We start from the raw sequence: 23,807 nt of genomic DNA on the forward strand, positions 1-23,807 counted from the left end.
CGGCGCGTAAGTTCTCTGCAAAGGAACTCACGGCTTCTGGATGTTAGGTTGACGAGCCTTACCCCTGGCACTGACTACGCAGTTAGGGCTGCTTGGTTCCCCACCTGACCCGGTTGGCCACTTCACCATGCAGGGAGGCCCGTCAGCCTGCATTCTAACCGCGCGGATTTGCCCCCTTGGCCGGGGCGTGAATCATTTCGACGGCGGATGGGAAACAAGCGTGAAGTGACCCCCGCCGCGCCTTTTAGAATGCCCGCAATGTCTTATCTCGTGCTCGCTCGCAAGTTCCGTCCGAAAACCTTCGGTGAGATGGTCGGTCAGGGGCATGTGGTCCAGGCGCTGGAAAACGCGCTGACGACGCAGCGCCTGCACCACGCCTATCTGTTCACCGGGACGCGGGGCGTGGGCAAGACCACGGTGTCGCGCATCCTGGCCAAGTCGCTCAACTGCCAGGGCCCGGACGGACAGGGCGGCATCACCGCCACGCCCTGCGGCGTGTGCCAGGCCTGCCAGGACATCGATTCGGGCCGCTTCGTCGACTACACCGAGCTCGACGCGGCCTCGAACCGCGGCGTGGACGAAGTGCAGTCGCTGCTCGAGCAGGCGGTCTACAAGCCGGTGCAGGGGCGCTTCAAGGTCTTCATGATCGACGAAGTGCACATGCTCACGAACACCGCGTTCAACGCGATGCTCAAGACGCTCGAGGAGCCGCCCGAGTACCTCAAGTTCGTGCTGGCCACGACCGATCCGCAGAAGGTGCCGGTCACGGTGCTGTCGCGCTGCCTGCAGTTCAACCTGCGGCCGATGGCGCCCGAGACGGTGCTCGAACACCTCACCAGCGTGCTGCAGACCGAGCAGGTGCCGGCCGAGCCGCAGGCGCTGCGCCTGCTGGCGCGCGCCGCGCGCGGCTCGATGCGCGACGCGCTCTCGCTCACCGACCAGGCCATCGCCTTCGGCAACGGCGAGTTGCTCGAGACCGGCGTACGCCAGATGCTCGGCAGCGTCGATCGCGGCCATGTGTTCCGCCTGATCGAGGCGCTGGCACAAGGCGACGGCAAGACCGTCGTCGACACCTCCGAGGCACTGCGCCGCGACGGCATGTCCGCCGCGTCCACGCTCGAAGAAATGACGGCGGTGCTGCAGGCCATGGCCGTGCTGCAGGCCGTGCCCTCGCGCGCCGAATCGGCCGACGCGGCCACCGACCCCGACGCGGCCGACACGGCGCGCCTGGCGTCGTTGATGCCCGCCGACGAGACGCAGCTGCTCTACAGCTTGTGCCTGCACGGGCGCGGCGAGCTGGGCTTGGCGCCCGACGAGTACGCGGCGCTGACCATGGTGCTGCTGCGGCTGTTGGCCTTCAAGCCTTCCCATGCGGCCGCCTCGACGGCCTCCACGGAAAAAAAAACTCTGAATGACGCCGGTGGCGCCGCGCCGCGGGCTCCCGCGCGCGAAGCTGCTCCGGTTTCCCGGCCTTCGGTGCCCGATTCGGCACCTGCTGCTGCGCCTTCGCAACCGCCCGCACAATTCGCACAACCCGCGCCGGCCGGCCAGCGGCTCGCGGTGGTCGATGCCCCGCAGCGTCAGCCCATGCCCCGGCCTGCCCCGCAAGAGGCGTCCGACGCCCCCGCGGCCCATGTGGTCGGCGTGCCGATCCGCGTGCAGCCGCCGCCCGGCCAGCGCGACGTGCCGCGCGAAGAAGAACAGCGCAGCACCTACACCCCGATCCCGCCGAGTGAAGAGGGCGACTTCTGGCATGCCACGGTCATGCAGCTCGTCGCCGCCGAAAGCGTCGCGGCACTGGCGCGCGAGCTCGCGCTGCAGTCGCAGCTGGTGGCGCGCGACACCGACCAGTGGATGCTGCGCATCGAGCGCGAAACCCTCAACCAGCCGTCCAGCCGCGAGAAGCTCACGGCGGCGCTGCAGGGCCTCGGCCACAATGTGAGGCTGGCCATCGAGATCGGCGGCGTGGTCGACAGCCCGGCGCGCCGCAACAAGCAGGCCGCCGACGAGCGCCAGCGGGTGGCCGAGGAAGCCATCCGCAGCGACCCCGAGGTGCAGATGCTGATGCGCGACTTCGATGCGAAGATTGTTCCCGGATCGCTGAAGCCCCTCTGAAGCCGGCGCCGCAGTCGCCGCATTTTTCGACCCGTATTCTTTTCATCACCAACCCATCACAGACAGGACCAACGATGTTCAACAAAGGACAACTGGCCGGCCTCATGAAGCAGGCGCAGGCAATGCAGGACAACCTCAAGAAGGCCCAGGAAGAACTGGCGCACATCGAGGTCGAAGGCGAGTCGGGCGCCGGGCTCGTCAAGGTCGTCATGACCTGCAAGCACGACGTCAAGCGCATCACCATCGACCCCAGCCTGCTGGCCGACGACAAGGACATGCTCGAAGACCTCGTGGCTGCCGCCTTCAACGCCGCCGTGCGCAAGGCCGAGGAAACCAGCGAGCAGAAGATGGGCAAGCTGACGGCAGGCATGCCCGGTCTCCCGCCCGGCATGAAGCTGCCGTTCTAAGCGAGGCATGGCAGACGCCAGTTCGCTCGATGCGCTGGTCGATGCGCTGCGCCGGTTGCCCGGTGTCGGCGTCAAGTCGGCCTCGCGCATGGCCTTCCACCTGCTGCAGCACGACCGCGAGGGCGCGCAGCTGCTCGCGCGCGCGCTGCAGCAGGCGGCAGGCCAGGTGCGGCACTGCGAGCTGTGCAACACCTTCACCGAAGCGCCGATCTGCCATGTCTGCATGGACTCGCGGCGCGACGGCACCAAGCTGTGCGTGGTCGAGACGCCGGCCGACCAGGCCGCGCTCGAACGCACGGGCGCCTTTCGCGGCTATTACTTCGTGCTCATGGGCAAGCTCAGTCCGCTCGACGGCATCGGGCCGAAGGACATCGGCCTGCAGAAGCTGTTCGACCGCGCACGCGACGGCACGGTGAGCGAGGTCATCCTCGCGACCAACTTCACCGCCGAAGGCGAGGCCACGGCGCACGTGATCGGCGAGGCGCTCAAGCAGCACGGGCTCACCGTGACGCGGCTCGCGCGCGGCGTGCCGGCCGGCAGCGAGCTCGAGTACGTCGACCTCGGCACGATCGCGCACGCGCTGGTCGATCGCCGCTGACGCGCGGCCTCACGCAGGCCGCGTTCGTTCTTTCTCTTCGTTGCCGTCACCATGACCTTCTCACTGCTCACCGTCGCCTACTGGTGCGTGTTCATCGCCTGCGGCCTGCCGTACCTCGCGGCATGGATCGCGAAGGCGGGCAGCTTCGGCGTGCGCGACAACATGCATCCGCGCGACTGGGCCGCCAAGCAAAGCGGCTGGCGCGCACGCGCCAACAGCGCGCAGGCCAACAGCTTCGAAGGTCTGCCGTTCTTCATCGGCGCGGTGGTCATCGCGCACCAGCTCGGCGTGGCGCAGGCGCGGCTCGACATGCTCGCGGTGGCCTACGTGGTGCTGCGGGTGATCTATCTCGCGCTCTACATCCGCGGCGCGCCGAGCGCGCGCAGCGCGGTCTGGGCACTCGCGTTCCTGGTCAATATCGCGATACTTTTTCTGGCGCGATAGCGCCTTGGCGAAGGCTTCTCCAGGAGGCCTTCGTGCTTACGTGAAAACCCGCACGGGATGACCCCGATGCAGGCCCACAGGGCGCACGCCTAAGCTCGATTCAGTTCATCAGAATCACAGAGCCCGCAGGACCGCGCCATGCTTCATCGCAGAACCCTCATCTCCGCCTCCGCAGTCGCTGCCGCAGCGATTGCATTGCCGCGGGTCTTTGCGCAGCAGGCCAAGCTGGAGAAAACCAAGGTCTCGATAGCGGTGGGTGGCAAGGCGGCGTTCTACTACCTGCCGCTCACCATCTCCGAGCAGCTGGGCTACTTCAAGGCCGAAGGGCTCGAAGTGGAAATCTCCGACTTCGCCGGCGGCGCACGCGCACTGCAAGCGGTGGTGGGTGGCTCGGCCGATGTCTGCTCTGGCGCCTACGAACACACGATCAACCTGCAGGCCAAGAACCAGTTCTTCCAGGCCTTCGTGCTGCAGGGCCGCGCACCGCAGATCGCGGTGGGCGTGTCGACGAAGAACATGGCGGGCTACACCGGCATCCAGGACCTCAAGGGCAAGAAGATCGGTGTCTCGGCGCCGGGCTCGTCGACCAACATGGTGGCCAACCTCGTGCTCTCGCGCGGCGGCCTCAAGGCCAGCGACGTGAGCTTCATCGGCGTGGGCGTGGCGGCCGGCGCGCTCACCGCGCTGCGTTCGGGCCAGATCGACGCCATCAGCAACACCGACCCGGTGATGACCATGCTGGAGCAGAAGGGCGACGTGAAGATCATCAGCGACACGCGCACGCTCAAGGGCACCGAGCAGGTGTTCGGCGGGCCGATGCCCGCGGCTTGCCTCTACGCGCCGATCGACTTCATCCAGAAGCACCCCAACACCTGCCAGGCGCTGGCCAACGCGATCGTGCGCGGCCTCAAGTGGCTGCAGACGGCGGGGCCGGGCGACATCATCAAGACCGTGCCCGAGACCTACCTGCTGGGCGACCGCGCGCTGTATCTCGCGTCGTTCGACAAGGTGCGCGAGTCCATCGCCACCGACGGCCTCGTGCCGGCCGAAGGGCCGAAGACGGCGCTCAATGCCATCGCGAGCTTCGACACCTCGGTCAAGGCCGACAAGATCGACCTCGCCAGGACCTACACCAACGATTTTGCAAAGCGTGCGAAAGACAGGTTCAAAGCCTGATTGCGAACGTTCAGCAACCCGGCTTCGGCCGGGTTTTTTCTTCCGGAGCGCCATGTCCGACTACGCACTCGAACTCCTTTCCATCCGCTGCACCTTTCTTTCGAAGGACGACCCGGGCCAGCGCTACACGGCGGTGGACGACACCACGCTGCGCATCGGCGCGGGCGAGTTCGTCTCGGTGGTCGGGCCCACGGGCTGCGGCAAGTCGACGCTGCTGAACGTGGGCGCGGGCTTGCTCGAGCCGTCGTCGGGCGGGGTGAAGGTGTTCGGCCAGCCGCTCACGGGCGTGAACAAGCGCGCCGGCTACATGTTCCAGACCGAGGCGCTGATGCCGTGGCGCAGCGCCATCGACAACGTGAAGGTGGGGCTGCAGTACCGCGGCGCGCCCGACGCCGAGGTGCACGCGCAGGCCGAGGCCTGGCTTTCGCGCGTGGGCCTCACGGGCTTCGGCGATCGCTACCCGCACCAGCTCTCTGGCGGCATGCGCAAGCGCGTGGCGCTGGCGCAGACGCTGGTGCTCGACCCCGACATCATCCTCATGGACGAGCCCTTCAGCGCGCTCGACGTGCAGACGCGGCAGCTGATGGAAAACGAAGTGCTCGAACTCTGGAGCGCGAAGAAGAAGGCCGTGCTCTTCATCACGCACGACCTCGACGAGGCCATTGCGATGAGCGACCGCGTGGTGGTGCTGTCGGCCGGCCCGGCGACGCGGCCGATCGGCGAGTTCGTGATCGACCTGCCGCGTCCGCGCGACGTGGCCGAGGTGCGCACGCAGCCGCGCTTCGTGGAGCTGCATCGCCAGATCTGGGAGGTGCTGCGCGACGAGGTGCTCAAGGGCTACGCGCAGCAACTGAGGAAGGCCGCATGATGCCGCGCCTCGATGCACGCCATGCGCGCTTCTGGCAGCTCGCGCTGCTGGCCGTGATCCTTGTGCTGTGGCACGTGGCTTCGCGCAACGACCAGATCGCGTTCTTCCTCGGCCAGCCGATCGTGGTGGCGGGGCGCATCTGGAGCTGGTTCCTGCCCTTCGAGGTGCCGCCGAACCTGCTGTTTCCCGAAGGCCTGAAGGGCAACGCCGACATCTACCGCCACCTGGGCGCGACGCTGCTCGAAACGGTGCTGGCCTTCGGCATCGGCACGGCGCTCGGGCTGGGCTGCGGCCTGTGGCTGGCGCTGGCGCCCACGGCGAGCCTGATCCTCGATCCGTACATCAAGGCCGCCAACTCGATGCCGCGCGTGATCCTCGCGCCGATCTTCGCGCTGTGGTTCGGCCTGGGCATCTGGAGCAAGGTGGCGCTGGCCGTCACGCTGGTGTTCTTCATCGTGTTCTTCAACGTCTACCAGGGCGTGCGCGAAGTGAGCCCGGTGGTGCTGGCCAACGCGAAGATGCTGGGCGCCAACCAGCGGCAGCTGCTGCGCACGGTGTACCTGCCCAGCGCCACGAGCTGGGTGTTCTCCAGCCTGCACACCTCCGTGGGCCTGGCCTTCGTCGGCGCGGTGGTGGGGGAGTACCTGGGCTCGGCGCGCGGCGTGGGCTACCTGATCCTGCAGGCCGAGGGCACCTTCGACGTGAACACGGTGTTCGCGGGCATCGTGGTGCTCACGGCTTTCGCGCTGGCGCTCGACGGGCTCGTGGGCCTGATCGAGAAGCGGCTCATGAAGTGGCAGCCGCGCAGCGGCGAGACAGAGAAGCTCTGAGCCGCGCGTTCAGCGCGCTCGGTGCCTTCAGTGGGTCTGGCGCGTCTCGGTGTTGACCTGCACCAGCGCGCGTCCCGCGAAGAGGCCGCCGGACATCTCGAGCACCAGCCGTTCCTTGTCGCGGCGGCGCAGGTCGTCGATCACTTCGTCGGCTTCCTCGGGCGTGGCGCCCAGCGCGACCACGCCCTGGCGGCCGAAGGCCATCGCCGATTCGAAGGTCTCGCGGATCTGGTAGTCGACGTCGAGCTTCACGAGCTCCACCGCATGCTCGCGGTCGAAGGCGCGCACCATCAGGTGCGCATGCGGGAACTCGGCCTTCACGTGTTCGGCGATGCGCGTGGCCACGGCGCGGTTGTCGATGCACACCATGATCGCGCGGGCGTTGTGCGCGCCCGCCGCATGCAGCACGTCGGCGCGTGCGCCATCGCCGTAGTACACCTTGAAGCCGAAGTCGGCGGCGTCGCGGATCACCTGCGTGTCGTTGTCGATGATGGAGATGGACGCACCGCGCGCCAGCGCGCCCTGGATCGCGATCTGCCCGAAGCGGCCGAAGCCGATCACGAGCACGTTGCCGGCCAGTTCCTCGGCTTTCTCCACGCCCTCCATCGAGGCCTGCGCGGTGGGCGCGAAGCGGCGATGCACCAGCACCACCAGCGGCGTGAGCGCCATCGACAGCACCACCACCGCCGTCATGTTGGCATTGACCGTCGGGCTGATGACCTTGGCGGCGAGCGCCGACGAGAACAGCACGAAGGCGAACTCGCCGCCCTGCGCCATCAGCACCGCACGGTCGAGCGCGTCGGCAGGCGAGCTCTTGGCAAGCCGCGCTACGCCGTAGATGCACAGCGCCTTGACCACCATCATCGAGATCACGCCCGCGACGATGAGCTGCCAGTTCTGCGCCACCACCGCGAGGTCGAGCGACATGCCCACGCCGATGAAGAACAGGCCCAGCAGCAGCCCGCGGAAGGGTTCGATGTCGGCTTCGAGCTGGTGGCGGAAGGTCGATTCGGACAGCAGCACGCCGGCCAGGAAGGCGCCCATGGCCATCGACAGGCCGCCGACCTGCATCAGCAGCGCCGCGCCCAGCACCACGAGCAGTGCCGCGGCCGTCATCACCTCGCGCGCCTTGGAGTTGGCGAGCACGCGGAACAGCGGATTGAGCAGCCAGATGCCGGCTGCCACCAGCGCCGCGAGCGCACCCACGGCAATGCCGATGCCGATCCAGCGTGAAGGTGCAATGGCCTGCTGCGCCGCATCCACCGGTGCGATGAAGGCGACGATGGCCAGCAGCGGCACGATCAGCAGGTCTTCGAAGAGCAGCACGGCGACGATCTTCTGGCCGCGCGGCGCGGCGATGTCGCCACGCTCGCCAAGCAGCTGCATCACGATGGCCGTGGAGGTGAGCACGAAGCCCATCGCACACACGAACGAGACGGCGAGCGGGAAACCGAAGGCCATGCCCACGCCGGTCAGCAGGATGCCGCACACCACCACCTGCAGGCTGCCCAGGCCGAAGATGTCGCGCCGCATGCTCCACAGGTGCGACGGGCGCATCTCGAGCCCGATCACGAAGAGGAACATCACGACGCCGAGTTCGGCCGTGTGAAGGATGGTCTGCGGGTCGGTGAAGAGACCGAAGCCGAAGGGCCCGATGGCCAGGCCCGCCGCCAGGTAGCCGAGCACGGAGCCCAGCCCGAGCCGCTTGAACAGCGGCACGGCCACGACGGCGGCCCCCAACAACGTGACGACCTTGACGAGATCGCCCGCGCTTCCTTCGACTGCCATGGCCTGTCCTCCTGATGTCGCTTTCTTGGTCCGGGCCCGGCACCACCCGCCGGCAGGGCAGGGGTCAGCGCTTGCGCTTGGACGGCGTGCCGCCGCGCGGCTGGCGCACCACCGCCTGCTTGGCGCTGCTGCTGCCGCGTGCGGCGGCCTTCACCGGCGCGCCGCCGCGCTTGGATGTGACCACCGCCGCACCCCGGCCGCGTGCAGGCGCAGCGCCCGAGCCGACACGCGCCGCGGGCGTGGCGCGCACCGGCAGGTACACGACCACGCTGTAGCCGCGCTTGAAGGCGTGGTTCGTATTGACGTCGTTCCAGTCGGCCACGGCCGCAGGCTTGAGGTTGTAGCGGCGCGCGATGCTCGCCACGTTGTCCGAGCGGCCGGCCTTGACGGTGGTGCGGCGCGTGATGATCTCGGGCTGGAAGCTCAGGTGGCCGCCGTCGGCCACGACCGCCGCCACGTCTTCCTTCACGCGCGCGCCGCGGGGCACGATCAGCGTGGAGCCGGCCTTGATGAGCATGCGCGGCGGCACGTTGTTGAGCGCGCGCAGGTCCGACTCGCTCATGCCCGAGCGCTGGGCGGCGTCGGCCACCGTCATGGTGGTGGGCACGACCCAGGCGGTCCAGCTGGCGTACTGGCCCTGCGTGTAGGCGTCGAAGTTGCGCTTGAAGACCGCCGCGTTGTCCCAGGGCAGCAGGATCTCGGAGGTGCCGGCCGCGATGAGCACGGGCTTGTGGGCAGCGGGGTTGAGCGCGCGGAAGTCCTCGATGCGCACGTCGGCCAGCTTGGCCGCCAGTTCCACGTCGAGGTCGCGCGTGAGCGGCACGGTCTGGAAGTAGGGGTGGTTGGCGATCAGCGGCAGCTCGGCGTTGAAGGCCTGCGGATTGGCCACGATGTTCTTCACGGCCTGCAGCTTGGGGACGTAGAGCCGGGTCTCGGCCGGCATCGAAAGGTCGCTGTAGGTGGTGGGCAGGCCCAGGCGCTGGTTCTTGGCGATGGCGCGTCCCACGCTGCCTTCGCCCCAGTTGTAGGCGGCCAGCGCGAGCTGCCAGTCGCCGAACATGCCGTAGAGCTTTTGCAGGTAGTCGAGCGCGGCGCGGGTGGAGGCCACCACGTCGCGGCGGTCGTCGCGGAAGATGTTCTGCTTCAGGTCGAAGTCGGTGCCGGTGGCGGGCATGAACTGCCACATGCCGGCGGCGCGCGCGCTGGACACGGCCTGCGGGTTGAAGGCGCTCTCGATGTACGGCAGCAGCGCCAGCTCGGTCGGCATGTTGCGGCGCTCGAGCTCCTCGACGATGTGGAAGATGTACTTGTTCGAGCGCTCGGTCATGCGCTGGATGTAGTCGGGCCGGCTGGCGTACCACTGCTCGCGGTCGCGCACCAGGTCGCTCTCGAGGTTGGGCATCTTGAAGCCGCGGCGGATGCGGTCCCACATGTCGGCGGGCGGCGCCAGCGTGACCACGCTCTGCGAACGCGCCTGGCCGCTGGTGAGCGGGCTGAGGTTGCTGTCGCGCGGATAGACCGGCGTGGCGCTGCCTGACGGGCGGGCGCCCGTGCCGCCGGCGGAGGCGCCGGCCTTGGCGGAGGTGGAGGAAGAAGCGCTGTTGTCCGTGCCCGCGCAGCCCGCGAGTACCAGGGAGCCTGCAAGGCAGGTGGCAACGATAAATTTCATCGGAAGTCGTTTTTCCATTGGCGCAGGGCGGCGAACACCTCGGCTTCGGCGGCATCCGCGGAAAGCTCGGCATGGGCCCGCACTGCTCGAAAGACGGTGGCTTCGCGGCTGCGAAGAAAGGGGTTGATCCGGCGTTCGATCGCCAGTTGCGACGGCAGCGTGGGCTGCCCTTGTGCGCGCAGGCTTTCGCAACGCGCGTTGTAGTGAGTGAGTTCGTCGTTGCCGGGTTCCACGGCGCGGGCGAACTTCAGGTTAGCAAGTGTGTATTCGTGCGCACAGCACACGCGTGTGTCGCCGGGCAGCGCCGCCAGGGCGTCGAGCGAGGCGAGCATCTGCGCGGGCGTGCCTTCGAACAGGCGGCCGCAGCCGCCGGAGAAAAGGGTGTCGCCGCAGAACAGCACGGGGGCCTGCGCGGCCGAGGCTGGCAGGAAGTAGGCGATGTGCCCGGCCGTGTGGCCCGGCACGTCGATGACCTCGAAGCGCAGTCCCAGGGCCTGCGCGATGTCGCCCTGCACCAGCGGTGTGAAAGGCTCGGGGATGCGCTCGCGCGCCGGGCCCCACACCTTCGCGCCCGTGGCCGCATGCAGCGCAGCCACGCCGCCCGTGTGATCGGGGTGGTGGTGCGTGACTAGAATCGCGGCCAGCTGCAGCTTGTGGTGCGCCAACGCATCGAACACCGGTTGGGCATCGCCCGGGTCCACCACGATGGCGTGGTGCCCGTCGTGCAGCATCCAGATGTAGTTGTCAGCAAAAGCGGGCAGCGGAACAAGGGTCATGAGCGGTCAAATTATAGGTTTGCAGGATTGGTTCGCGACCCCCCCCGGCCGCTACCTCCTGGCCTGGGAGCAGGCCCAGTTCGACGAGGCGGTGGCCGATGTTTTCGGTTACCACGCCTTGCAGCTCGGGGCCGCCGAGGTCGACGGGCTGCGCGCCAACCGGATGCCGCACCGCTGGCTGGCCCTGACCGACCCGGTGCGGGCCGGTAAGGCCACGCTGGTGACCGACTTCGCCGCCTTGCCGTTCGCGGCCAACAGCCTCGATCTCGTGGTGCTGCCGCACGCTTTGGAACTCAGTCCCGATCCGCACGCCACGCTGCGCGAGGTCGAGCGGGTGCTGGTGCCCGAGGGGCGGGTGGTGATCTGCGGCCTGAACCCGACCAGCCTGTGGGGCCTGCGGCAGCGCCGCGGGCACCTGTACCGCCGGCTGGGCCTGGGCGAGACCTTCCTGCCCGAGGCCGGCGAGTTCATCGGCTACTGGCGCATGCGCGACTGGCTGCGCCTGCTGAGCTTCGAGGTGGAGTCGGGCCGCTTCGGCATCTACCGGCCGGCGGTGCGCAGCGACGCCTGGCTGGAGCGCTCGCGCTGGATGGACGCCGCCGGCGAGCGCTGGTGGCCGATCTTCGGCGCCGCCTACTTCCTGGTGGCGGTGAAGCGCGTGCGCGGCATGCGCCTGCTGAGCGCCGACTGGCGCCGCAGCGGCGCGCGGGCGACGGCGCCGGTGCCCATCGCGGGCAAGGTGCACCGCAGCACGCAGTGAACGAACGAATCCATGGACGCGGGCGGCATCGCCCGCATGACGCTAGAGAAAAAAGGAACAGTCAGTTTGAACGAAGTCGTGATCTACACCGATGGCGCGTGCAAGGGCAACCCGGGACCGGGCGGCTGGGGCGCGTGGCTCAAGTCGGGCCCCACCGAGAAGGAACTGTTCGGCGGTGAACTCAACACCACCAACAACCGCATGGAACTCACGGCGGTGATCGAGGGCCTGGCCGCGCTCAAGCGGCCCTGCAAGGTGCTGCTGTACCTCGACAGCCAGTACGTGCGCATGGGCATCACCGAGTGGATTCGCGGCTGGAAAGCCAAGGGCTGGCTCACCTCGACCAAGCAGCCCGTGAAGAACGTCGAGCTCTGGCAGAAGCTCGACAAGCTGGTGTCCGAGGGCGGCCACCAGATCGAGTGGCGCTGGGTCAAGGGGCACTCGGGCGATCCGGGCAACGAGCGGGCCGACATGCTGGCCAACAAGGGCGTGGACAAGGCATTGGGGCGGCTCTGACTGTCGAGACTGTCTGTTCGTGAGACACCGCGGAACCGGCTTTGCCGGGCCGCTGGTGTCGCCCCCGGCGAGGGGGGTGGCGAAGCGACACGAAGTGCGCGAAGCCTGGGGGTGTACTAGATGAGCCCTTCGAAGACCATCACGTCGACTTCCTGCCCGGCGTCGACATGGCCCTGCTCGTGGGGCAGCACCACGAGCCCGTTGGCCTCGAGCATCGAGCTCAGCACGCCCGATCCCTGGTGTGCCGCCACCCGCACCTCGGGCAACGACCCCGGCACTTGGCGGACAACGCCGCGCTGGTACTCGGTGCGCCCCGGTTTCTTGCGGATGGGCCCGGCGCTGCGCGCGCGCAGCAGCGGCGGCGGGGCGCAGGCTTCGTCGTGGCAGCCCATCAGCCGCAGCAGCGCCGGCCGCACGAAGGCCAGGAAGGCGACCATCGCCGCCACCGGATTGCCCGGCAGGCCGAACAGCACGGCCGACGTGGCCGTGGCCTCGCGCGGACGCGGAATCAGCCCCACCGCCAGCGGCCGGCCGGGCCGCATCGCGACCCGCCAGAAGGCCATGTCGCCCAGTTGCTGCATCACGTCGCGCGTGTGGTCGGCCGCGCCTGCGCTCACGCCGCCGCTGGTGACGATGGCATCGGCCTCGTGCGCCGCGCGCTGCAGCGTGGCCGCGAGCGTGGCGGGATCGTCGTGCACCAGGCCGAGGTCGACCACCTCGCAGCCCAGCCGCGTGAGCAGGCCGAACAGGGTGTAGCGGTTGCTGTCGTACACGGCGCCTTCGCGCGGCGTGTCGCCCAGGCAGAGGATTTCGTCACCGGTCGAGAAGTACGCCACGCGCAGCCGGCGCCGCACGGTCACGCGCGCCAGGCCGAGGCTGGCGACCATGCCGAGCGCGGCCGGCGACAGGCGCTCGCCGCGCCGCAGCGCCGGCTGGCCCTGCATCAGGTCTTCGCCGGCCAGGCGGCGGTTGTCGCCGCGGCCCAGCACGCGGGCCGGAAAGCAGACCTGGTCGCCGTCGACCTTGCAGAACTCCTGCGGGATCACGGTGTCCAGGCCGGCCGGCATCATCGCGCCGGTCATGATGCGCACCGCGTCGTTCGGCCCGAGCGCGCCGCGCCAGGCCGAGCCGGCCAGCGCCGTGCCCGCCACGCGCAGCGTGAGCGAATGGTCGATGGGCGCATCGGCCGGCAGCAGCGCGCCGTCGAAGGCGTAGCCGTCCATGGCGGAGTTGTCGTGCGGCGGCACGCTCACCGGCGAGACGAGGTCGTCGGCCAGCACGCGGCCGAGCGCGTCGCGCAGCGCGACCTCTTCGGCGTCGGCCACGGCCAGCGGTGCGACGAGGCGCGCGAGAAAGGCGGCGACGGTGTCGACGTCGAGGTCGCCCGCGTCGTAGTCCGCGAGGTCGGCGGCAATGGCGGCGATGCGGCTCATGGCTGTTCGAGCGTCTGCAGATCGGCCAGCGTGTTCGCGTTGAAGAAGGCGTCGGGCGCGTCGCCGGGGCGGTCGAAGGGAACGGTCAGGGCGTTGTGCTGCGCGGTCCAGGCGCCGACCTTGCGGCCGCCTTCCTCGACAAAGCGGCGCAGGCTGTCGCGCAGCGCGATGTGCAGCAGGCAGAACACCGGCTGGCGACGCAGCACCGTGCGGCCGTCGGCCTCGGTTTCAGGCGCGGCGGCCATGGCGATGCGCGCGTGGGAGCCCTCGGCGGCCAGGGCTTCGGCCAGCCGCACCGCCAGGTCGGGTGGAAAGCGCGGCGTGTCACAGGGCACGGTGAGCAGCCAGGGCGTGGGGCAGTGTTCGAGCCCGCTGAGCATGCCGGCGAGCGGGCCGGGGTGGTCGGGCACGCTGTCGGCGAACACCGGCACGCCCAGCGCTTCGTAGGCCGCGAAATTCCGGTTGGCATTGACCAGCACGCCGCCGACCTGCGGGCGCAGCCGCCGCACCGCATGTGCGGCGAGCACTTCGCCCTGAAGCCGTTGCAGGCCCTTGTCGACCCCGCCCATGCGGGTGCCGCGCCCGCCGGCGAGCACGAGGCCCGTGATGTCGGCCGCTGCGATGGCCGGTGCGGTACCCATGGCTGGCGGCCTCATCCGCCGATGTAGCTCATCTCGACGCGCCGGGGCGCTGCCGCGTCGGGGGCGCTGTCGTCGGGGCCGCGCAGGGCGCGCAGCTCGGAATAGCGGTCGGCGCGGCCCTGCCAGATGTGGCCGATGGCGGAGGCGATGTCGCCGTCGCTCGCGCCATCGCGCAGCATCGGGCGCAGGTCGTGGCCGTGGCTGGCGAACAGGCACAGGTACAGCTTGCCCTCGGTCGACAGGCGCGCGCGGCTGCAGTCGTGGCAGAAGGCCTGGGTCACGCTGCTGATCACGCCGATCTCGCCGCCGCCGTCGGCATAGGCCCAGCGCTGGGCGGTCTCGCCGGGCGTGGTGGCTTCGAGCGGCACGAGCGGAAACTCGGCCGCGATGCGGGCGATGACCTCGGCCGAGGGCAGCACCTCGTCCATGCGCCAGCCGTTGGTGGCGCCCACGTCCATGTACTCGATGAAGCGCAGCACGACCTTGCCGCCGTGGTGCTCGCGGAAGTAGCGCGCCATCGGCAAGATCTCTTGCTCGTTGGTGCCGCGCTTGACCACCATGTTGACCTTGATCGGGCCCAGGCCCGTGGCCAGGGCGGCGTCGATGCCGGCCAGCACGTCTGCCACCGGAAAGTCGACGTCGTTCATGTGGCGGAACACGGCGTCGTCCAGGCTGTCCAGGCTCACCGTCACGCGCTGCAGGCCGGCGGCCTTCAGCGCGGCGGCCTTGCGTTTCAGCAGCGAGCCGTTGGTGGTGAGCGTGAGTTCGAGCGGGTCGCCGTCGGGCGTGCGCAGCTCGGCCAGTTGGGCGATGAGCCCCTCGATGTGCTTGCGCAGCAGCGGCTCGCCGCCGGTCAGGCGGATCTTGTGCACGCCGTGCGAGGCGAACAGGCGCGCCAGGCGCGTGATTTCCTCGAAGCTCAGCAGGGCGCTGTGCGGCAGGTACTGGTAGTCCTTGTCGAACACGTCCTTGGGCATGCAGTAGCTGCAGCGGAAGTTGCAGCGGTCGGTCACGCTGATGCGCAGGTCGGTCAGCGGGCGGCCCAGCCGGTCGGCCAGCAGGCCGGTGGCGGGCACGGCGATGTCCGGCGCGGCCACGACGGCGTGGCCGGCCTGAGCGATCGGAATGACGGTGCTGCTGCTTTTCTTCATGGGGCGATGCCGATTTTGCGCCATGGCCCGCGACCGCGCGCCATGCGGGCTACTTCAGCACCGCGGCATAGACCATGTTGCGCGCGAGGCTTCGGTAGTGGGTGCGGTACTTGGGCGATTGCAGCATCAGCACGACGAACAGCTCGTTCTTCGGGTCGACCCACATGTAGGTGCCGCCCGCGCCGCCCCAGTTGTACTCGCCGCCGCCGGACGGGTAGGGCGCCTCGCCGTCGTTGCGGCGCACCGCGAAGCCCAGGCCGAAGCCGTAGCCCGGGCCCGGCAGGTACAGCGGGCCGGGCACGATGCCGGCGCCGGCGTTCGAATGGTCGGTCGTCATAAGCGCCAGCGTGCGCGGGCCGAGGTAGCGCGTGCCGTCGAGCGTGCCGCCATTGAGCAGCATCTGCAGGAAGCGCGCGTAGTCGGATGCGGTCGACACCAGCCCGCCACCGCCCGATTCGAACTTGCGCACGATGCGCGGGTCGTTCAGGTCGGCGCCCACGCCGAAGCTGCGATCGCTCGGCAGCGGCTCGGCGATGCGCGGCTGGCGCGCCGGTTCGGGCACGTAGTAGGTGGTGTCCTTCATGCCCAGCGGGTCGAACAGGCGCGCCTTTTCGAACTGGTACAGCGACTGGCCCGACACCACCTCGACCACGCGGCCCAGGATGTCGGTCGAGTAGCTGTAGTCCCAGGTCGTGCCGGGCTGGTAGGCCAACGGCAGCTTGGCCAGGCGCTGCGAGAACTCGGCGCTGGTCGGATCGCCGTCCGCCAGGTTGGCGGCGTTGTAGGCCTGCTTGACCAGGCCCGGGCCGAAGAAGCCGTAGGTCAGGCCCGAGGTGTGGCGCATGAGGTCCTGCACGGTGATCGGGCGGCGCGCGGGCACGGTCTCGAGCACCGGCTTGCCGTCGGCGCCGGGCTTCTCGATGCCCACCGTCATGCGGGCGTACTCGGGCAGGTACATGGCGACGGGGTCGTCCAGCTTCATGCGGCCGTCCTCCACCAGCATCATCGCGGCGACCGTGGTGATGGGCTTGCTCATCGAGTAGATGCGGAAGATGCCGTCGCGCGGCATCGGCGTGCCGGCGGTAGCATCGAGCTTGCCGACCGGTTCGAACCACGCGACCTTGCCCTGGCGCGCGACCAGCAGCACCGCGCCGGGAATCTTGCCGGCGGCCACGTCGGCCTTGAGCACGTCGGTGAGCTTCTGCAGGCGCTCGCCCGACAGGCCCACGGACTCGGGCCGGGCGGTGGGCAGCGACTGGGCGGTGGCGAGCAGCGGCAGGGCGAGGCTCAGGCCGAGCAGGGCCGTGCGCACCAGGGCGCGGCGCTTCAGGATGGTCATGCGTGTTGTCTCCGTCGGTGGTGGAAGGATGGAACCGGCAGGACGGTCTTGACGCCGTCCGTGCGAGCCGGTCGCGGGGCAGTGTATCGGCGCTTCGGCGATGGCGTGCTGGCCGATTGGCGGCATCTATGGCGCCGATATCTTGACGAAGACAATGAGAATTACTATCATTTGAACGCCTGAGTACGCAGCACAAGCACCACGCAAAGGGCTCTTTTCCAACAAGGAGCTTCCGAACCGTGCCGTACACCCTGCCAGCCTTGCCCTATGCCTTCGACGCGCTCGAACCCCACATTGACGCGCAGACGATGGAGATCCACCACGGCAAGCACCACCAGACCTACGTGAACAACCTGAATGCGGCGTTGAAAGACACGCCGCATGCGGACACGCCGGTCGAAGCCCTCATCGCCGGTGTCGAAGAACTGCCCGAGGCGCTGCGCGCGCCCGTGCGCAACAACGGCGGCGGCCACGCCAACCACAGCCTGTTCTGGACCGTCATGGCGCCGGTGGGCGAGGGCGGCGGCGGGGCGCCGTCGGGCGCACTCGCGAAGGCCATCGATGCCGACCTGGGCGGCTTCGACACCTTCAAGGACGCCTTCACCAAGGCCGCGCTCACGCGCTTCGGCAGCGGCTGGGCCTGGCTGGTCGTCGGTGCCGACGGCAAGCTGGCCGTGGAAAGCAGCGGCAACCAGGACAGCCCGCTGATGCGCGGCATCGGCTCGGGCAAGACCCCGATCCTGGGCCTGGACGTGTGGGAGCACGCCTACTACCTGAAGTACCAGAACCGCCGCCCGGAATACATCGCGGCCTTCTACAACGTGGTGAACTGGGCCGAGGTGGCCCGCCGCCATGCCGCCGCGACCGGCGGCCGATGAGCCGAAGAGGAGCCCGCCCATGAACGACACGCCGCAGGGCACGGTGGCGACAGCGCCGCCGCCCAGGTCGCCGCGCCCGTTGCGCGAATGGATCGGCTTTGCCATCGTCGCGGCCGGCGCGCTGGCGCTGGCGTCGCAGTTCTGGTCCTTCGTGCGCGCCGACCCGCTGGTGTGGAACGCGCTGCGCGGCGGCTCGGTGGCGGCGCTGGCGACCGCGCTGGGCACGCTGCCGGTGCTGTTCTCGCAGAAGCTGCCCGACAAGCTGCAGGACACGCTGTTCGGCTTCGGCGCCGGCGTGATGCTCGCGGCCTGCGCCTTCTCGCTGATCATTCCCGGGCTGGACGCCGCCAAGTCGATCGGCGTCTTCGGCGGCGGCGACTGGGCGGCCGGCAGCGTGATCGGCACGGCCATCCTGCTGGGCGGCCTGGTGCTCATGACCATGGACCGCGTGCTGCCGCACGAGCATTTCATCAAGGGCCGCGAAGGGCAGAGCGGGCGGCAGCTGCGTCGCACGTGGCTCTTCGTGTTCGCGATCGCGCTGCACAACGTGCCCGAAGGGCTGGCCATCGGCGTCGGCTACGCGGCCAACAACGGCGTGCGCGCCGATGCGCTCGCCACCGGCATCGCGATCCAGGACGTGCCCGAGGGGCTGGTGGTGGCCGTGGCGCTGCTGGCGGCCGGCTACAGCCGCCTGTTCGCGGTGCTGATCGGCATGGCGTCAGGGCTGGTGGAGCCGCTGGGCGCCGTGCTCGGCGCGGCGGTGGTGGGGCATTCGGCGATGCTGCTGCCCTGGGGACTGGGCTTCGCGGCGGGCGCGATGCTGTTCGTGATCAGCCACGAGATCATTCCCGAATCGCACCGCAAGGGGCATGAAGCCTATGCGACCAGCGGTTTGATGATCGGCTTCGTGCTGATGATGCTGCTGGACACCGCGCTGGGCTGACGCCCGGGTGCGGCGTCGTCAGCCTCAGCCGTGCTTGACGGCGACGGTCTTCAGCGTCGTGAAGCCGTACAGCGCCTCGAAGCCCTTCTCGCGCCCGTAGCCCGACGACTTCACGCCGCCGAACGGCAGCTCCACGCCGCCGCCCGCGCCGTAGTTGTTGATGAACACCTGGCCGCTCTTCACGCGCCGGGCCATGCGGAACTGGCGCGCGCCGTCGGCCGTCCAGACGCCGGCCACGAGGCCGAACTGGGTGGCGTTGGCGAGGGCCACGGCTTCGTCCTCGTCGGCGAACTGCATCGCGGCGAGCACGGGGCCGAACACTTCTTCCTGCGCCAGGCGGTGGCTCACGGGCACGTCGCGCAGCAGGGTGGGCGCCTGGTAGAAGCCGGTCTCGGGCGCTTCCTCGACCACCACGCCCTGCGCCACCATCGGGATGCCGGCGTGCTGCGCGTCGCTCAAAAAGTCCCACACGCGCTGCTGCTGCGTCTGGCGGATCAGCGGGCCGACGTCGAGGTCCATCGCCGCGGGGCCCACGCGCAGGGCTTCGAAGGCGTGGCCCAGGCGCTCGAGCAGGGGCTCGTAGATGTCGCGCTGGATCAGCACGCGCGAGCCCGCCGAGCAGGTCTGGCCGGCGTTCTGCACGATGGCGTTGATCACCACGGGAATCACCGCGTCCAGGTCGGCGTCGGCAAACACGATCTGCGGGCTCTTGCCGCCCAGTTCGAGCGTGACCGGGCAGTGCCGCTCGGCCGCCACCTGCTGGATCAGCGTGCCGATCTTCGGGCTGCCCGTGAAGCTGATGTGGTCGATGCCTTCGTGGCGCGCGAGCGCGTCGCCCACCTCATGGCCGTAGCCCGTCACGATGTTGAGCGCGCCGGCCGGAAAGCCCACCTCGGCCGCCAGTTGCGCCACGCGGATCAGCGACAGGCAGGCGTCTTCGGCGGGCTTCACCACGCACACGTTGCCCGCCGCCAGGGCGCCGCCCACGCTGCGACCGAAGATCTGCATCGGGTAGTTCCACGGAATGATGTGGCCCGTGACGCCGTGCGGCTCGCGCCAGGTGAAGACGCTGTAGCCGTCCTGGTAGGGAATGGTCTCGCCGTGCAGCTTGTCGCAGGCGCCGGCATAGAACTCGAAGTAGCGCACCAGCGCCACGGCGTCGGCGCGGGCCTGCTTCACGGGCTTGCCGCAGTCGCGCTGCTCGATGAGCGCGAGCTCGTCGACGTGCTCGGCGATCTTCTGCGAAAGCTTGAAGAGCAGGCGGCCGCGGTCGGCCGCACTGACCTTGTGCCACACGCCCTCGAAGCAGTCGCGCGCGGCGCGCACGGCGGCGTCGATGTCGGCGGCGTTGCTGCGCTGGATCTCGTCGAAAGGCTGGCCGTCCGACGGGTCGATGACGGGGAGGGTGCGGCCGGAGGCGGAGGGAACGTCCGCGTTGGCGATGTAGTTGAGCTGCATGGGGCGAGATTTTGCGCGAAGCCCGCCCCGCGCGTGGCGCCCCGGCCGGCCCGCCTTACTTCGCCGCGGTGGCTTTGGGCAGCGCGCGCACGGCGTTCAGCATGCGCTCGACATGCTTGTCGGGGTTGAGGTTCTGGTAGTAGTAGGCGACCTTGCCGTCGGTCGCGATCACGTACGACAGGCGGTTGGCGAAGTCGGGCCGGGTCTGCATCAGCGCGTCGAAGCCCTGGATCACGGTCTTGCCCTGGTCGGAGGCCACCGGAAAGCGGCTCTGGCACGACTTGACCGAGAACTTGGAGAGCGTGTCGATGTCGTCGGCCGAGACGCCGATCACCGTGGCCCCGAGCGCGGCGAACTGGTCGACCGCCTCGGCGAAGGCATGGGCCTCGATGGAGCAGTCGTTGGAGTCGGCCGCCGGAAAGAAATACAGCACCACCGGCCCCTTGGCCAGCGCCTCGGCCAGCGAGTAGCGGAAGGTCTTGCCGCCGAGCGCGGCCGTGGCCGTGAACTTGGGCACCGGGTCGCCGATGTCGAGTGCGGCGTGGGCATGGGGTACCCCGGCGGCGAGGGCCGCGGCCCACAAAGCGGTGCGCAAAAGGAGCGATCGGGCCATGATGTAACTCCGAAGCGAAGTGAATCGAATTCTAGGACGACGCTTCGCCAAATGGGCCCCGTTGAAACCGCCGCGGGAGGACCGGCGTACATCAGGGCAGTGGCATCCACAACGACAAGAGGAACCCGACCATGAACGCCTGGGCCCGATCTCTTCTGCGCACGGCGCTGGCCGGCGTGCTGCTGGCATTGCTCGGCGCGTGCGGCTCGCTGCCGCCGGCGCGCGAACGCCCGGCCGAACACGCCGCCGCGGCCGACCCGGGCACCGCGCTCGCGACGATCGCCGCGGCCTCCACGCCGCCCGGCGAGCATTCGGGTTTCCGGCTGATGCCGCTGGGCGTGTACTCGCTCGACGCGCGCCTGCAGCTCGCGCAGCGCGCCGAGCGCTCGCTGGTGGTGCAGTACTACCAGCTGGAGAACGACGCCACCGGGCGGCTGCTGCTGCGCACGCTGCGCGAGGCGGCGGCGCGCGGCGTGAAGGTGCGGGTGCTGGTGGACGACCTGTACACGGTAAAGAGCCAGCAGCTGTTGCTGGCGCTGTCCGAGACGCCCAATGTGTCGGTGCGCCTGTTCAACCCGTTCTGCTGCGCGCGCGACGGGTTTCTCTCGCGCTTCGTGGTGTCGATCTTCGACATCCACCGGCTCAACCACCGCATGCACAACAAGCTCTTCATCGCCGACGGCGCGATGGCGGTGGTGGGCGGGCGCAACATCGCCGACGAGTATTTCGTGCTGAGCGAGGCGCAGAACTTCATCGACATGGACGCGCTGGTGGTCGGCAAGGTGGTGCCGCAGCTCGAGTCCATCTTCGACGCCTACTGGAACAGCGACCAGATCTGGCCCATTGCCGAGATCGTGCGCAAAGAGGCCGGCGCCGCCACCTTCGATGCCGAGATCGGCATGTCGGGCCCGCCGCCGAAGGTCGTGCTGCCGCCCTCGGACATCCTCGGCTACGGCCCCATCGCCGAAGAGCTCGACGGCGGCCGCATGGGCCTGTTGTGGGGCGAGGCCCGCGCCATCGCCGACCCGCCGTCCAAGCCCACGACGCTGACGGCCGAGGACGCCATTGCCACCAGCGTGACCATGAAGGTCTGGGCGCTGCTGCTCGACGCCAAGACCGAGGTCGACCTGACCTCGCCCTACCTCGTGCCCGGCGAGCGCGGCATGGCGGCCTTCGAGGACCTGGCCAAGCGCAAGGTCAAGCTCACGCTGCTGACCAATTCGCTGGCCGCCAACGACGAGCCGCTGGTGCACACCGGCTACGCGCGCTACCGCGAGCGCCTGCTGAAAGGCGGCGCCGACCTGTACGAGCTGAGCCCGCAGCGCACCACCGCGAGCATGCGCTTCGGCAGCTTCGGCAACTCGCTGGGCCGGCTGCACGCCAAGACCGCCGCCATCGACAAGACGCGCATCTTCATCGGCTCGATGAACCTCGACCCGCGTTCGGCCAGCCAGAACACCGAGATGGGCGTGGTGGTCGACAACCCGCAGCTGGCGCGCGAGATGCTGCGCATCATCCACGTGAGCAAGCTGCAGAACTCGTACCGGCTGCGGCTGTCGAAGGAGGGCGGCACGCTCGAATGGCTCACGAACGACGGCGAGAAAGAGGTGATCCTCACCTCGGAACCCGAGTCGGGTTTCTTCCAGCGCCTGTACAACACCCTGATCTCCCCGCTGGTGCCCGAGATGCTGTTGTAGCCTCGGGGGATGGCGCAGACCTTCACTTCTCTTTCGGCCCCGCAGGTCATGCTGTGGGGCCTGCTGTTCTTCGGCGGCATCTACCTGGGTTTCGGCGCGCTCACCTGGCTGCTCACGAAGCGCGTGCTGCCGGCGCTGGGCATCGGGCGCGCGCTCGACCCGCGGCCGTTGCAGCCCGGCCAGCTGCGGCGCGAGCTCACGCAGTCGGGCATCTCGGTGCTGATCTTCGGGCTGGGCATGGTGTTCCCGTGGGGGCTGCTGCAGCTGGGCTGGGCGCGGCTGGAGCCCGACGCGGGCTGGCGCCGCATCGGCATCGAGATCCTCGTGCTCGCGGTGTGGAACGACGTGCATTTCTGGCTCAACCACCGGCTGCTGCACACGCGCTGGCTGCGCCGCTTCCATGGTCCGCACCATCGCTCGTTCGTGACCACGCCGTGGGCCACCTACAGCTTTCACCCGATCGAGGCGCTGATGCTCGGCAACGTGATCCTGCTGCCGATGGTGCTGCACGACTTCAGCTTCTGGTCGCTGGCGTCGGTGCCGGTGTTCAGCCTGTTCTTCAACTGCGTCGGGCATTCGAACTACGACTTCGTGCCCGGCGTGTCGTACAGCCACTGGTTCGCCGCGAGCCGCCGCCACCACCTGCACCATGCCGTGCACAACGGCAACTACGGCTTCCAGTTCACCTTCATGGACCGGCTGTTCCGCACGCGCATCGCGGCCGATGCGGCCGAGCCGCTGTTCCAGGCGTTTCGAAAGAAGCATGGCGCCACGACGGCCTGACGCGCGCCATCGGCTGCCGCGGCTGCGCCACTGGCGCGACTGGCAAAGCCTGGCGTACCTCGTCGCCTTGCCCGCGCTGGCGGCGTGGCAGTGGGTGCACGGTTTCCAGGTGGTGCTGTATGCGCTGATGCTGTTCCTCACGCTCGGCATCGGCGTGATTCACCACAACCACGTGCACCTGCGCATGTGGCGCGGGCGGCGCATGAACCGGTTGACCGACTTCTGGATCACGCTGCTGCAGGGCCACCCGACCTTCGTCTTCTGGCCCGCGCATGTGGCCAACCACCATCGCCATCGCCATGGACTGAAGGACGTGGCGCGCACCTACCGCTTCGGCGGCGACACCAACCATCTGTGGGGCTACCTGCTGCACCCGTTCCAGGCCGTGTGGGTGCTGACGCCGGTGTTCTTCGGCTGGCTCGCGCGGCTGCACCAGCATCACCGTGGCGCCTGGCGCTATTGCATGGCGCAGTACGCGCTGTGGCTGGCCAGCTGGAGCGTGCTGCTGGCGATCGACTGGCGCAAGGCATTGATCTTCGTGATCGTGCCGCAGCTGCACGGCCTGCACTGGCTGCTGGCCACCAACTACCTGCAGCACGCGCACGCCGACGGCCGCAAGACGCCGCGTAAGGAGGCATCCGGCGATACCCGCGGTAGCCAGCTGAACTACGCGCGCAATTTCGAGGGGCTGGTGAACCCCTTGCTGTTCAACATCGGCCTGCACACCGCACACCACGAGAACCCGCATGCCCATTGGTCCGAGCTCACGCACCTGCATCACACGCGCTACCGCGCGCAGGTCGCGCCCGCGCTCAACGAGGGCGGGCTGGTGCCGTACATGGTGCGCGTCTTCGTGCTGGGGACCGTGTGGCCGCGTTTTCGCAGCCGCTCGCTGATGCCTCCCGATTCACCCATCTCCTGAAC

At 69.1% G+C, this 23,807-nt stretch carries 23 protein-coding genes and 1 other RNA gene; 14 read left to right on the top strand and 10 right to left on the bottom strand.

Annotated elements, in window-relative coordinates; genetic code table 11:
* Positions 1 to 47: 47 nt before the first annotated feature.
* Positions 48 to 144, bottom strand: an RNA gene (gene ffs, locus ACAM52_RS09240) — signal recognition particle sRNA small type.
* A gap of 114 nt (positions 145 to 258) precedes the next feature.
* On the opposite strand from ffs, the gene dnaX reads away from it, so the two are divergent.
* The 7 genes from dnaX (at position 259) to ACAM52_RS09275 (ending at position 6,438) form a co-directional block, all read left to right on the top strand.
* On the top strand, positions 259 to 2,115 hold the full coding sequence (gene dnaX, locus ACAM52_RS09245; RefSeq protein ID WP_369646815.1) for a DNA polymerase III subunit gamma/tau: 1,857 nt from the start codon (positions 259 to 261) through the stop codon (positions 2,113 to 2,115).
* Positions 2,116 to 2,189: 74 nt separating this feature from the next.
* A complete protein-coding gene (locus ACAM52_RS09250; RefSeq protein ID WP_007836669.1) occupies positions 2,190 to 2,522 on the top strand; it encodes a YbaB/EbfC family nucleoid-associated protein in 333 nt (110 codons plus the stop codon).
* A 7-nt stretch (positions 2,523 to 2,529) separates the two neighbouring features.
* A complete protein-coding gene (gene recR / locus ACAM52_RS09255) occupies positions 2,530 to 3,120 on the top strand; it encodes a recombination mediator RecR (RefSeq protein WP_062473120.1) in 591 nt (196 codons plus the stop codon).
* 51 nt (positions 3,121 to 3,171) lie between these two features.
* A complete protein-coding gene (locus ACAM52_RS09260) occupies positions 3,172 to 3,564 on the top strand; it encodes an MAPEG family protein (protein ID WP_070060948.1) in 393 nt (130 codons plus the stop codon).
* Positions 3,565 to 3,702: 138 nt separating this feature from the next.
* A complete protein-coding gene (locus ACAM52_RS09265; protein WP_062473116.1) occupies positions 3,703 to 4,740 on the top strand; it encodes an ABC transporter substrate-binding protein in 1,038 nt (345 codons plus the stop codon).
* Positions 4,741 to 4,792: 52 nt separating this feature from the next.
* Positions 4,793 to 5,608, top strand: coding sequence for an ABC transporter ATP-binding protein (locus ACAM52_RS09270; RefSeq protein WP_369646816.1), 816 nt, complete (start codon positions 4,793 to 4,795; stop codon positions 5,606 to 5,608).
* Positions 5,605 to 6,438, top strand: a complete 834-nt coding sequence (locus tag ACAM52_RS09275) for an ABC transporter permease (RefSeq protein WP_369646817.1) — start codon at positions 5,605 to 5,607, stop codon at positions 6,436 to 6,438. Before ACAM52_RS09270 ends, ACAM52_RS09275 begins: the two co-directional genes overlap by 4 nt.
* 27 nt (positions 6,439 to 6,465) lie before the next feature.
* Here ACAM52_RS09275 and ACAM52_RS09280 read toward each other — a convergent pair whose 3' ends face one another.
* From ACAM52_RS09280 to gloB, 3 genes are all read right to left on the bottom strand, one after another.
* Positions 6,466 to 8,226 carry a monovalent cation:proton antiporter-2 (CPA2) family protein gene (locus tag ACAM52_RS09280; protein WP_095745548.1) on the bottom strand — a complete coding sequence of 587 codons (1,761 nt, stop codon included), beginning with the start codon at positions 8,224 to 8,226 and terminating at the stop codon, positions 6,466 to 6,468.
* A 64-nt stretch (positions 8,227 to 8,290) separates the two neighbouring features.
* A complete protein-coding gene (locus tag ACAM52_RS09285) occupies positions 8,291 to 9,895 on the bottom strand; it encodes a transglycosylase SLT domain-containing protein (protein WP_369646818.1) in 1,605 nt (534 codons plus the stop codon).
* Positions 9,892 to 10,671, bottom strand: coding sequence for a hydroxyacylglutathione hydrolase (gene gloB, locus ACAM52_RS09290; RefSeq protein WP_369629082.1), 780 nt, complete (start codon positions 10,669 to 10,671; stop codon positions 9,892 to 9,894). The genes ACAM52_RS09285 and gloB overlap by 4 nt, the downstream gene beginning before the upstream one ends.
* Here gloB and ACAM52_RS09295 point away from each other — a divergent pair.
* A complete protein-coding gene (locus ACAM52_RS09295) occupies positions 10,670 to 11,431 on the top strand; it encodes a class I SAM-dependent methyltransferase (protein WP_369646819.1) in 762 nt (253 codons plus the stop codon). The two genes, gloB and ACAM52_RS09295, sit on opposite strands and share 2 nt — an antisense overlap.
* Positions 11,432 to 11,497: 66 nt before the next feature.
* Complete coding sequence (gene rnhA, locus ACAM52_RS09300; protein ID WP_062473103.1) at positions 11,498 to 11,947, top strand: ribonuclease HI; 450 nt, start codon at positions 11,498 to 11,500, stop codon at positions 11,945 to 11,947.
* 116 nt (positions 11,948 to 12,063) lie between these two features.
* Here rnhA and glp read toward each other — a convergent pair whose 3' ends face one another.
* The 4 genes from glp to ACAM52_RS09320 are packed head-to-tail and all read right to left on the bottom strand — an operon-like array spanning position 12,064 to position 16,511.
* On the bottom strand, positions 12,064 to 13,380 hold the full coding sequence (glp, locus tag ACAM52_RS09305) for a gephyrin-like molybdotransferase Glp (RefSeq protein ID WP_062473102.1): 1,317 nt from the start codon (positions 13,378 to 13,380) through the stop codon (positions 12,064 to 12,066).
* Positions 13,377 to 14,021 carry a molybdenum cofactor guanylyltransferase MobA gene (mobA, locus tag ACAM52_RS09310; protein WP_369646820.1) on the bottom strand — a complete coding sequence of 215 codons (645 nt, stop codon included), beginning with the start codon at positions 14,019 to 14,021 and terminating at the stop codon, positions 13,377 to 13,379. The genes glp and mobA overlap by 4 nt, the downstream gene beginning before the upstream one ends.
* Positions 14,022 to 14,032: 11 nt before the next feature.
* Positions 14,033 to 15,172: a GTP 3',8-cyclase MoaA gene (moaA, locus tag ACAM52_RS09315; RefSeq protein ID WP_369646821.1), complete on the bottom strand. Its 1,140-nt coding sequence runs from the start codon at positions 15,170 to 15,172 to the stop codon at positions 14,033 to 14,035.
* A gap of 49 nt (positions 15,173 to 15,221) precedes the next feature.
* Complete coding sequence (locus ACAM52_RS09320) at positions 15,222 to 16,511, bottom strand: serine hydrolase domain-containing protein (protein ID WP_369646822.1); 1,290 nt, start codon at positions 16,509 to 16,511, stop codon at positions 15,222 to 15,224.
* 239 nt (positions 16,512 to 16,750) lie between these two features.
* Between ACAM52_RS09320 and ACAM52_RS09325 the strand changes: the two genes are divergently transcribed.
* Complete coding sequence (locus ACAM52_RS09325) at positions 16,751 to 17,389, top strand: superoxide dismutase (RefSeq protein WP_369646823.1); 639 nt, start codon at positions 16,751 to 16,753, stop codon at positions 17,387 to 17,389.
* Between the two features lie 19 nt (positions 17,390 to 17,408).
* On the top strand, positions 17,409 to 18,332 hold the full coding sequence (locus ACAM52_RS09330; protein WP_369646824.1) for a ZIP family metal transporter: 924 nt from the start codon (positions 17,409 to 17,411) through the stop codon (positions 18,330 to 18,332).
* 24 nt (positions 18,333 to 18,356) lie between these two features.
* Here the strand turns inward: ACAM52_RS09330 and ACAM52_RS09335 are convergent, their stop codons facing one another.
* Complete coding sequence (locus ACAM52_RS09335; RefSeq protein WP_369646825.1) at positions 18,357 to 19,790, bottom strand: aldehyde dehydrogenase family protein; 1,434 nt, start codon at positions 19,788 to 19,790, stop codon at positions 18,357 to 18,359.
* A gap of 55 nt (positions 19,791 to 19,845) precedes the next feature.
* Positions 19,846 to 20,403 carry a peroxiredoxin gene (locus tag ACAM52_RS09340; protein ID WP_369646826.1) on the bottom strand — a complete coding sequence of 186 codons (558 nt, stop codon included), beginning with the start codon at positions 20,401 to 20,403 and terminating at the stop codon, positions 19,846 to 19,848.
* 131 nt (positions 20,404 to 20,534) lie between these two features.
* Between ACAM52_RS09340 and ACAM52_RS09345 the strand changes: the two genes are divergently transcribed.
* Genes ACAM52_RS09345 through ACAM52_RS09355 form a run of 3 tightly spaced genes read left to right on the top strand, consistent with a single transcriptional unit; the run spans position 20,535 to position 23,805 of the window.
* Positions 20,535 to 22,100 carry a phospholipase D family protein gene (locus ACAM52_RS09345; RefSeq protein WP_369646827.1) on the top strand — a complete coding sequence of 522 codons (1,566 nt, stop codon included), beginning with the start codon at positions 20,535 to 20,537 and terminating at the stop codon, positions 22,098 to 22,100.
* Between the two features lie 9 nt (positions 22,101 to 22,109).
* Positions 22,110 to 22,883 (top strand): sterol desaturase family protein, encoded by a 774-nt coding sequence (locus ACAM52_RS09350; protein WP_095950217.1) that lies wholly within the window; start codon positions 22,110 to 22,112, stop codon positions 22,881 to 22,883.
* Complete coding sequence (locus ACAM52_RS09355; RefSeq protein ID WP_369646828.1) at positions 22,864 to 23,805, top strand: fatty acid desaturase; 942 nt, start codon at positions 22,864 to 22,866, stop codon at positions 23,803 to 23,805. The genes ACAM52_RS09350 and ACAM52_RS09355 overlap by 20 nt, the downstream gene beginning before the upstream one ends.
* Positions 23,806 to 23,807 lie beyond the last annotated feature (2 nt).

The organism is Variovorax sp. V118 (assembly GCF_041154445.1).
GTDB classification, from domain to species: Bacteria; Pseudomonadota; Gammaproteobacteria; order Burkholderiales; family Burkholderiaceae_C; genus Variovorax; species Variovorax boronicumulans.

Excerpts from the sequence above, each read along its gene's own strand:
- gloB (WP_369629082.1), bottom strand. The coding sequence starts at position 10,671 with ATGACCCTTGTTCCGCTGCCCGCTTTTGCTGACAACTACATCTGGATG.
- mobA (WP_369646820.1), bottom strand. The coding sequence starts at position 14,021 with ATGGGTACCGCACCGGCCATCGCAGCGGCCGACATCACGGGCCTCGTG.
- ACAM52_RS09275 (WP_369646817.1), top strand. The coding sequence starts at position 5,605 with ATGATGCCGCGCCTCGATGCACGCCATGCGCGCTTCTGGCAGCTCGCG.
- ACAM52_RS09285 (WP_369646818.1), bottom strand. The coding sequence starts at position 9,895 with ATGAAATTTATCGTTGCCACCTGCCTTGCAGGCTCCCTGGTACTCGCG.
- ACAM52_RS09260 (WP_070060948.1), top strand. The coding sequence starts at position 3,172 with ATGACCTTCTCACTGCTCACCGTCGCCTACTGGTGCGTGTTCATCGCC.
- ACAM52_RS09345 (WP_369646827.1), top strand. The coding sequence starts at position 20,535 with ATGAACGCCTGGGCCCGATCTCTTCTGCGCACGGCGCTGGCCGGCGTG.
- ACAM52_RS09355 (WP_369646828.1), top strand. The coding sequence starts at position 22,864 with ATGGCGCCACGACGGCCTGACGCGCGCCATCGGCTGCCGCGGCTGCGC.
- moaA (WP_369646821.1), bottom strand. The coding sequence starts at position 15,172 with ATGAAGAAAAGCAGCAGCACCGTCATTCCGATCGCTCAGGCCGGCCAC.
- ACAM52_RS09350 (WP_095950217.1), top strand. The coding sequence starts at position 22,110 with ATGGCGCAGACCTTCACTTCTCTTTCGGCCCCGCAGGTCATGCTGTGG.
- ACAM52_RS09335 (WP_369646825.1), bottom strand. The coding sequence starts at position 19,790 with ATGCAGCTCAACTACATCGCCAACGCGGACGTTCCCTCCGCCTCCGGC.
- recR (WP_062473120.1), top strand. The coding sequence starts at position 2,530 with ATGGCAGACGCCAGTTCGCTCGATGCGCTGGTCGATGCGCTGCGCCGG.
- ACAM52_RS09280 (WP_095745548.1), bottom strand. The coding sequence starts at position 8,226 with ATGGCAGTCGAAGGAAGCGCGGGCGATCTCGTCAAGGTCGTCACGTTG.
- glp (WP_062473102.1), bottom strand. The coding sequence starts at position 13,380 with ATGAGCCGCATCGCCGCCATTGCCGCCGACCTCGCGGACTACGACGCG.
- ACAM52_RS09265 (WP_062473116.1), top strand. The coding sequence starts at position 3,703 with ATGCTTCATCGCAGAACCCTCATCTCCGCCTCCGCAGTCGCTGCCGCA.
- ACAM52_RS09330 (WP_369646824.1), top strand. The coding sequence starts at position 17,409 with ATGAACGACACGCCGCAGGGCACGGTGGCGACAGCGCCGCCGCCCAGG.
- ACAM52_RS09295 (WP_369646819.1), top strand. The coding sequence starts at position 10,670 with ATGAGCGGTCAAATTATAGGTTTGCAGGATTGGTTCGCGACCCCCCCC.
- dnaX (WP_369646815.1), top strand. The coding sequence starts at position 259 with ATGTCTTATCTCGTGCTCGCTCGCAAGTTCCGTCCGAAAACCTTCGGT.
- ACAM52_RS09340 (WP_369646826.1), bottom strand. The coding sequence starts at position 20,403 with ATGGCCCGATCGCTCCTTTTGCGCACCGCTTTGTGGGCCGCGGCCCTC.
- ACAM52_RS09270 (WP_369646816.1), top strand. The coding sequence starts at position 4,793 with ATGTCCGACTACGCACTCGAACTCCTTTCCATCCGCTGCACCTTTCTT.
- ACAM52_RS09250 (WP_007836669.1), top strand. The coding sequence starts at position 2,190 with ATGTTCAACAAAGGACAACTGGCCGGCCTCATGAAGCAGGCGCAGGCA.
- ACAM52_RS09320 (WP_369646822.1), bottom strand. The coding sequence starts at position 16,511 with ATGACCATCCTGAAGCGCCGCGCCCTGGTGCGCACGGCCCTGCTCGGC.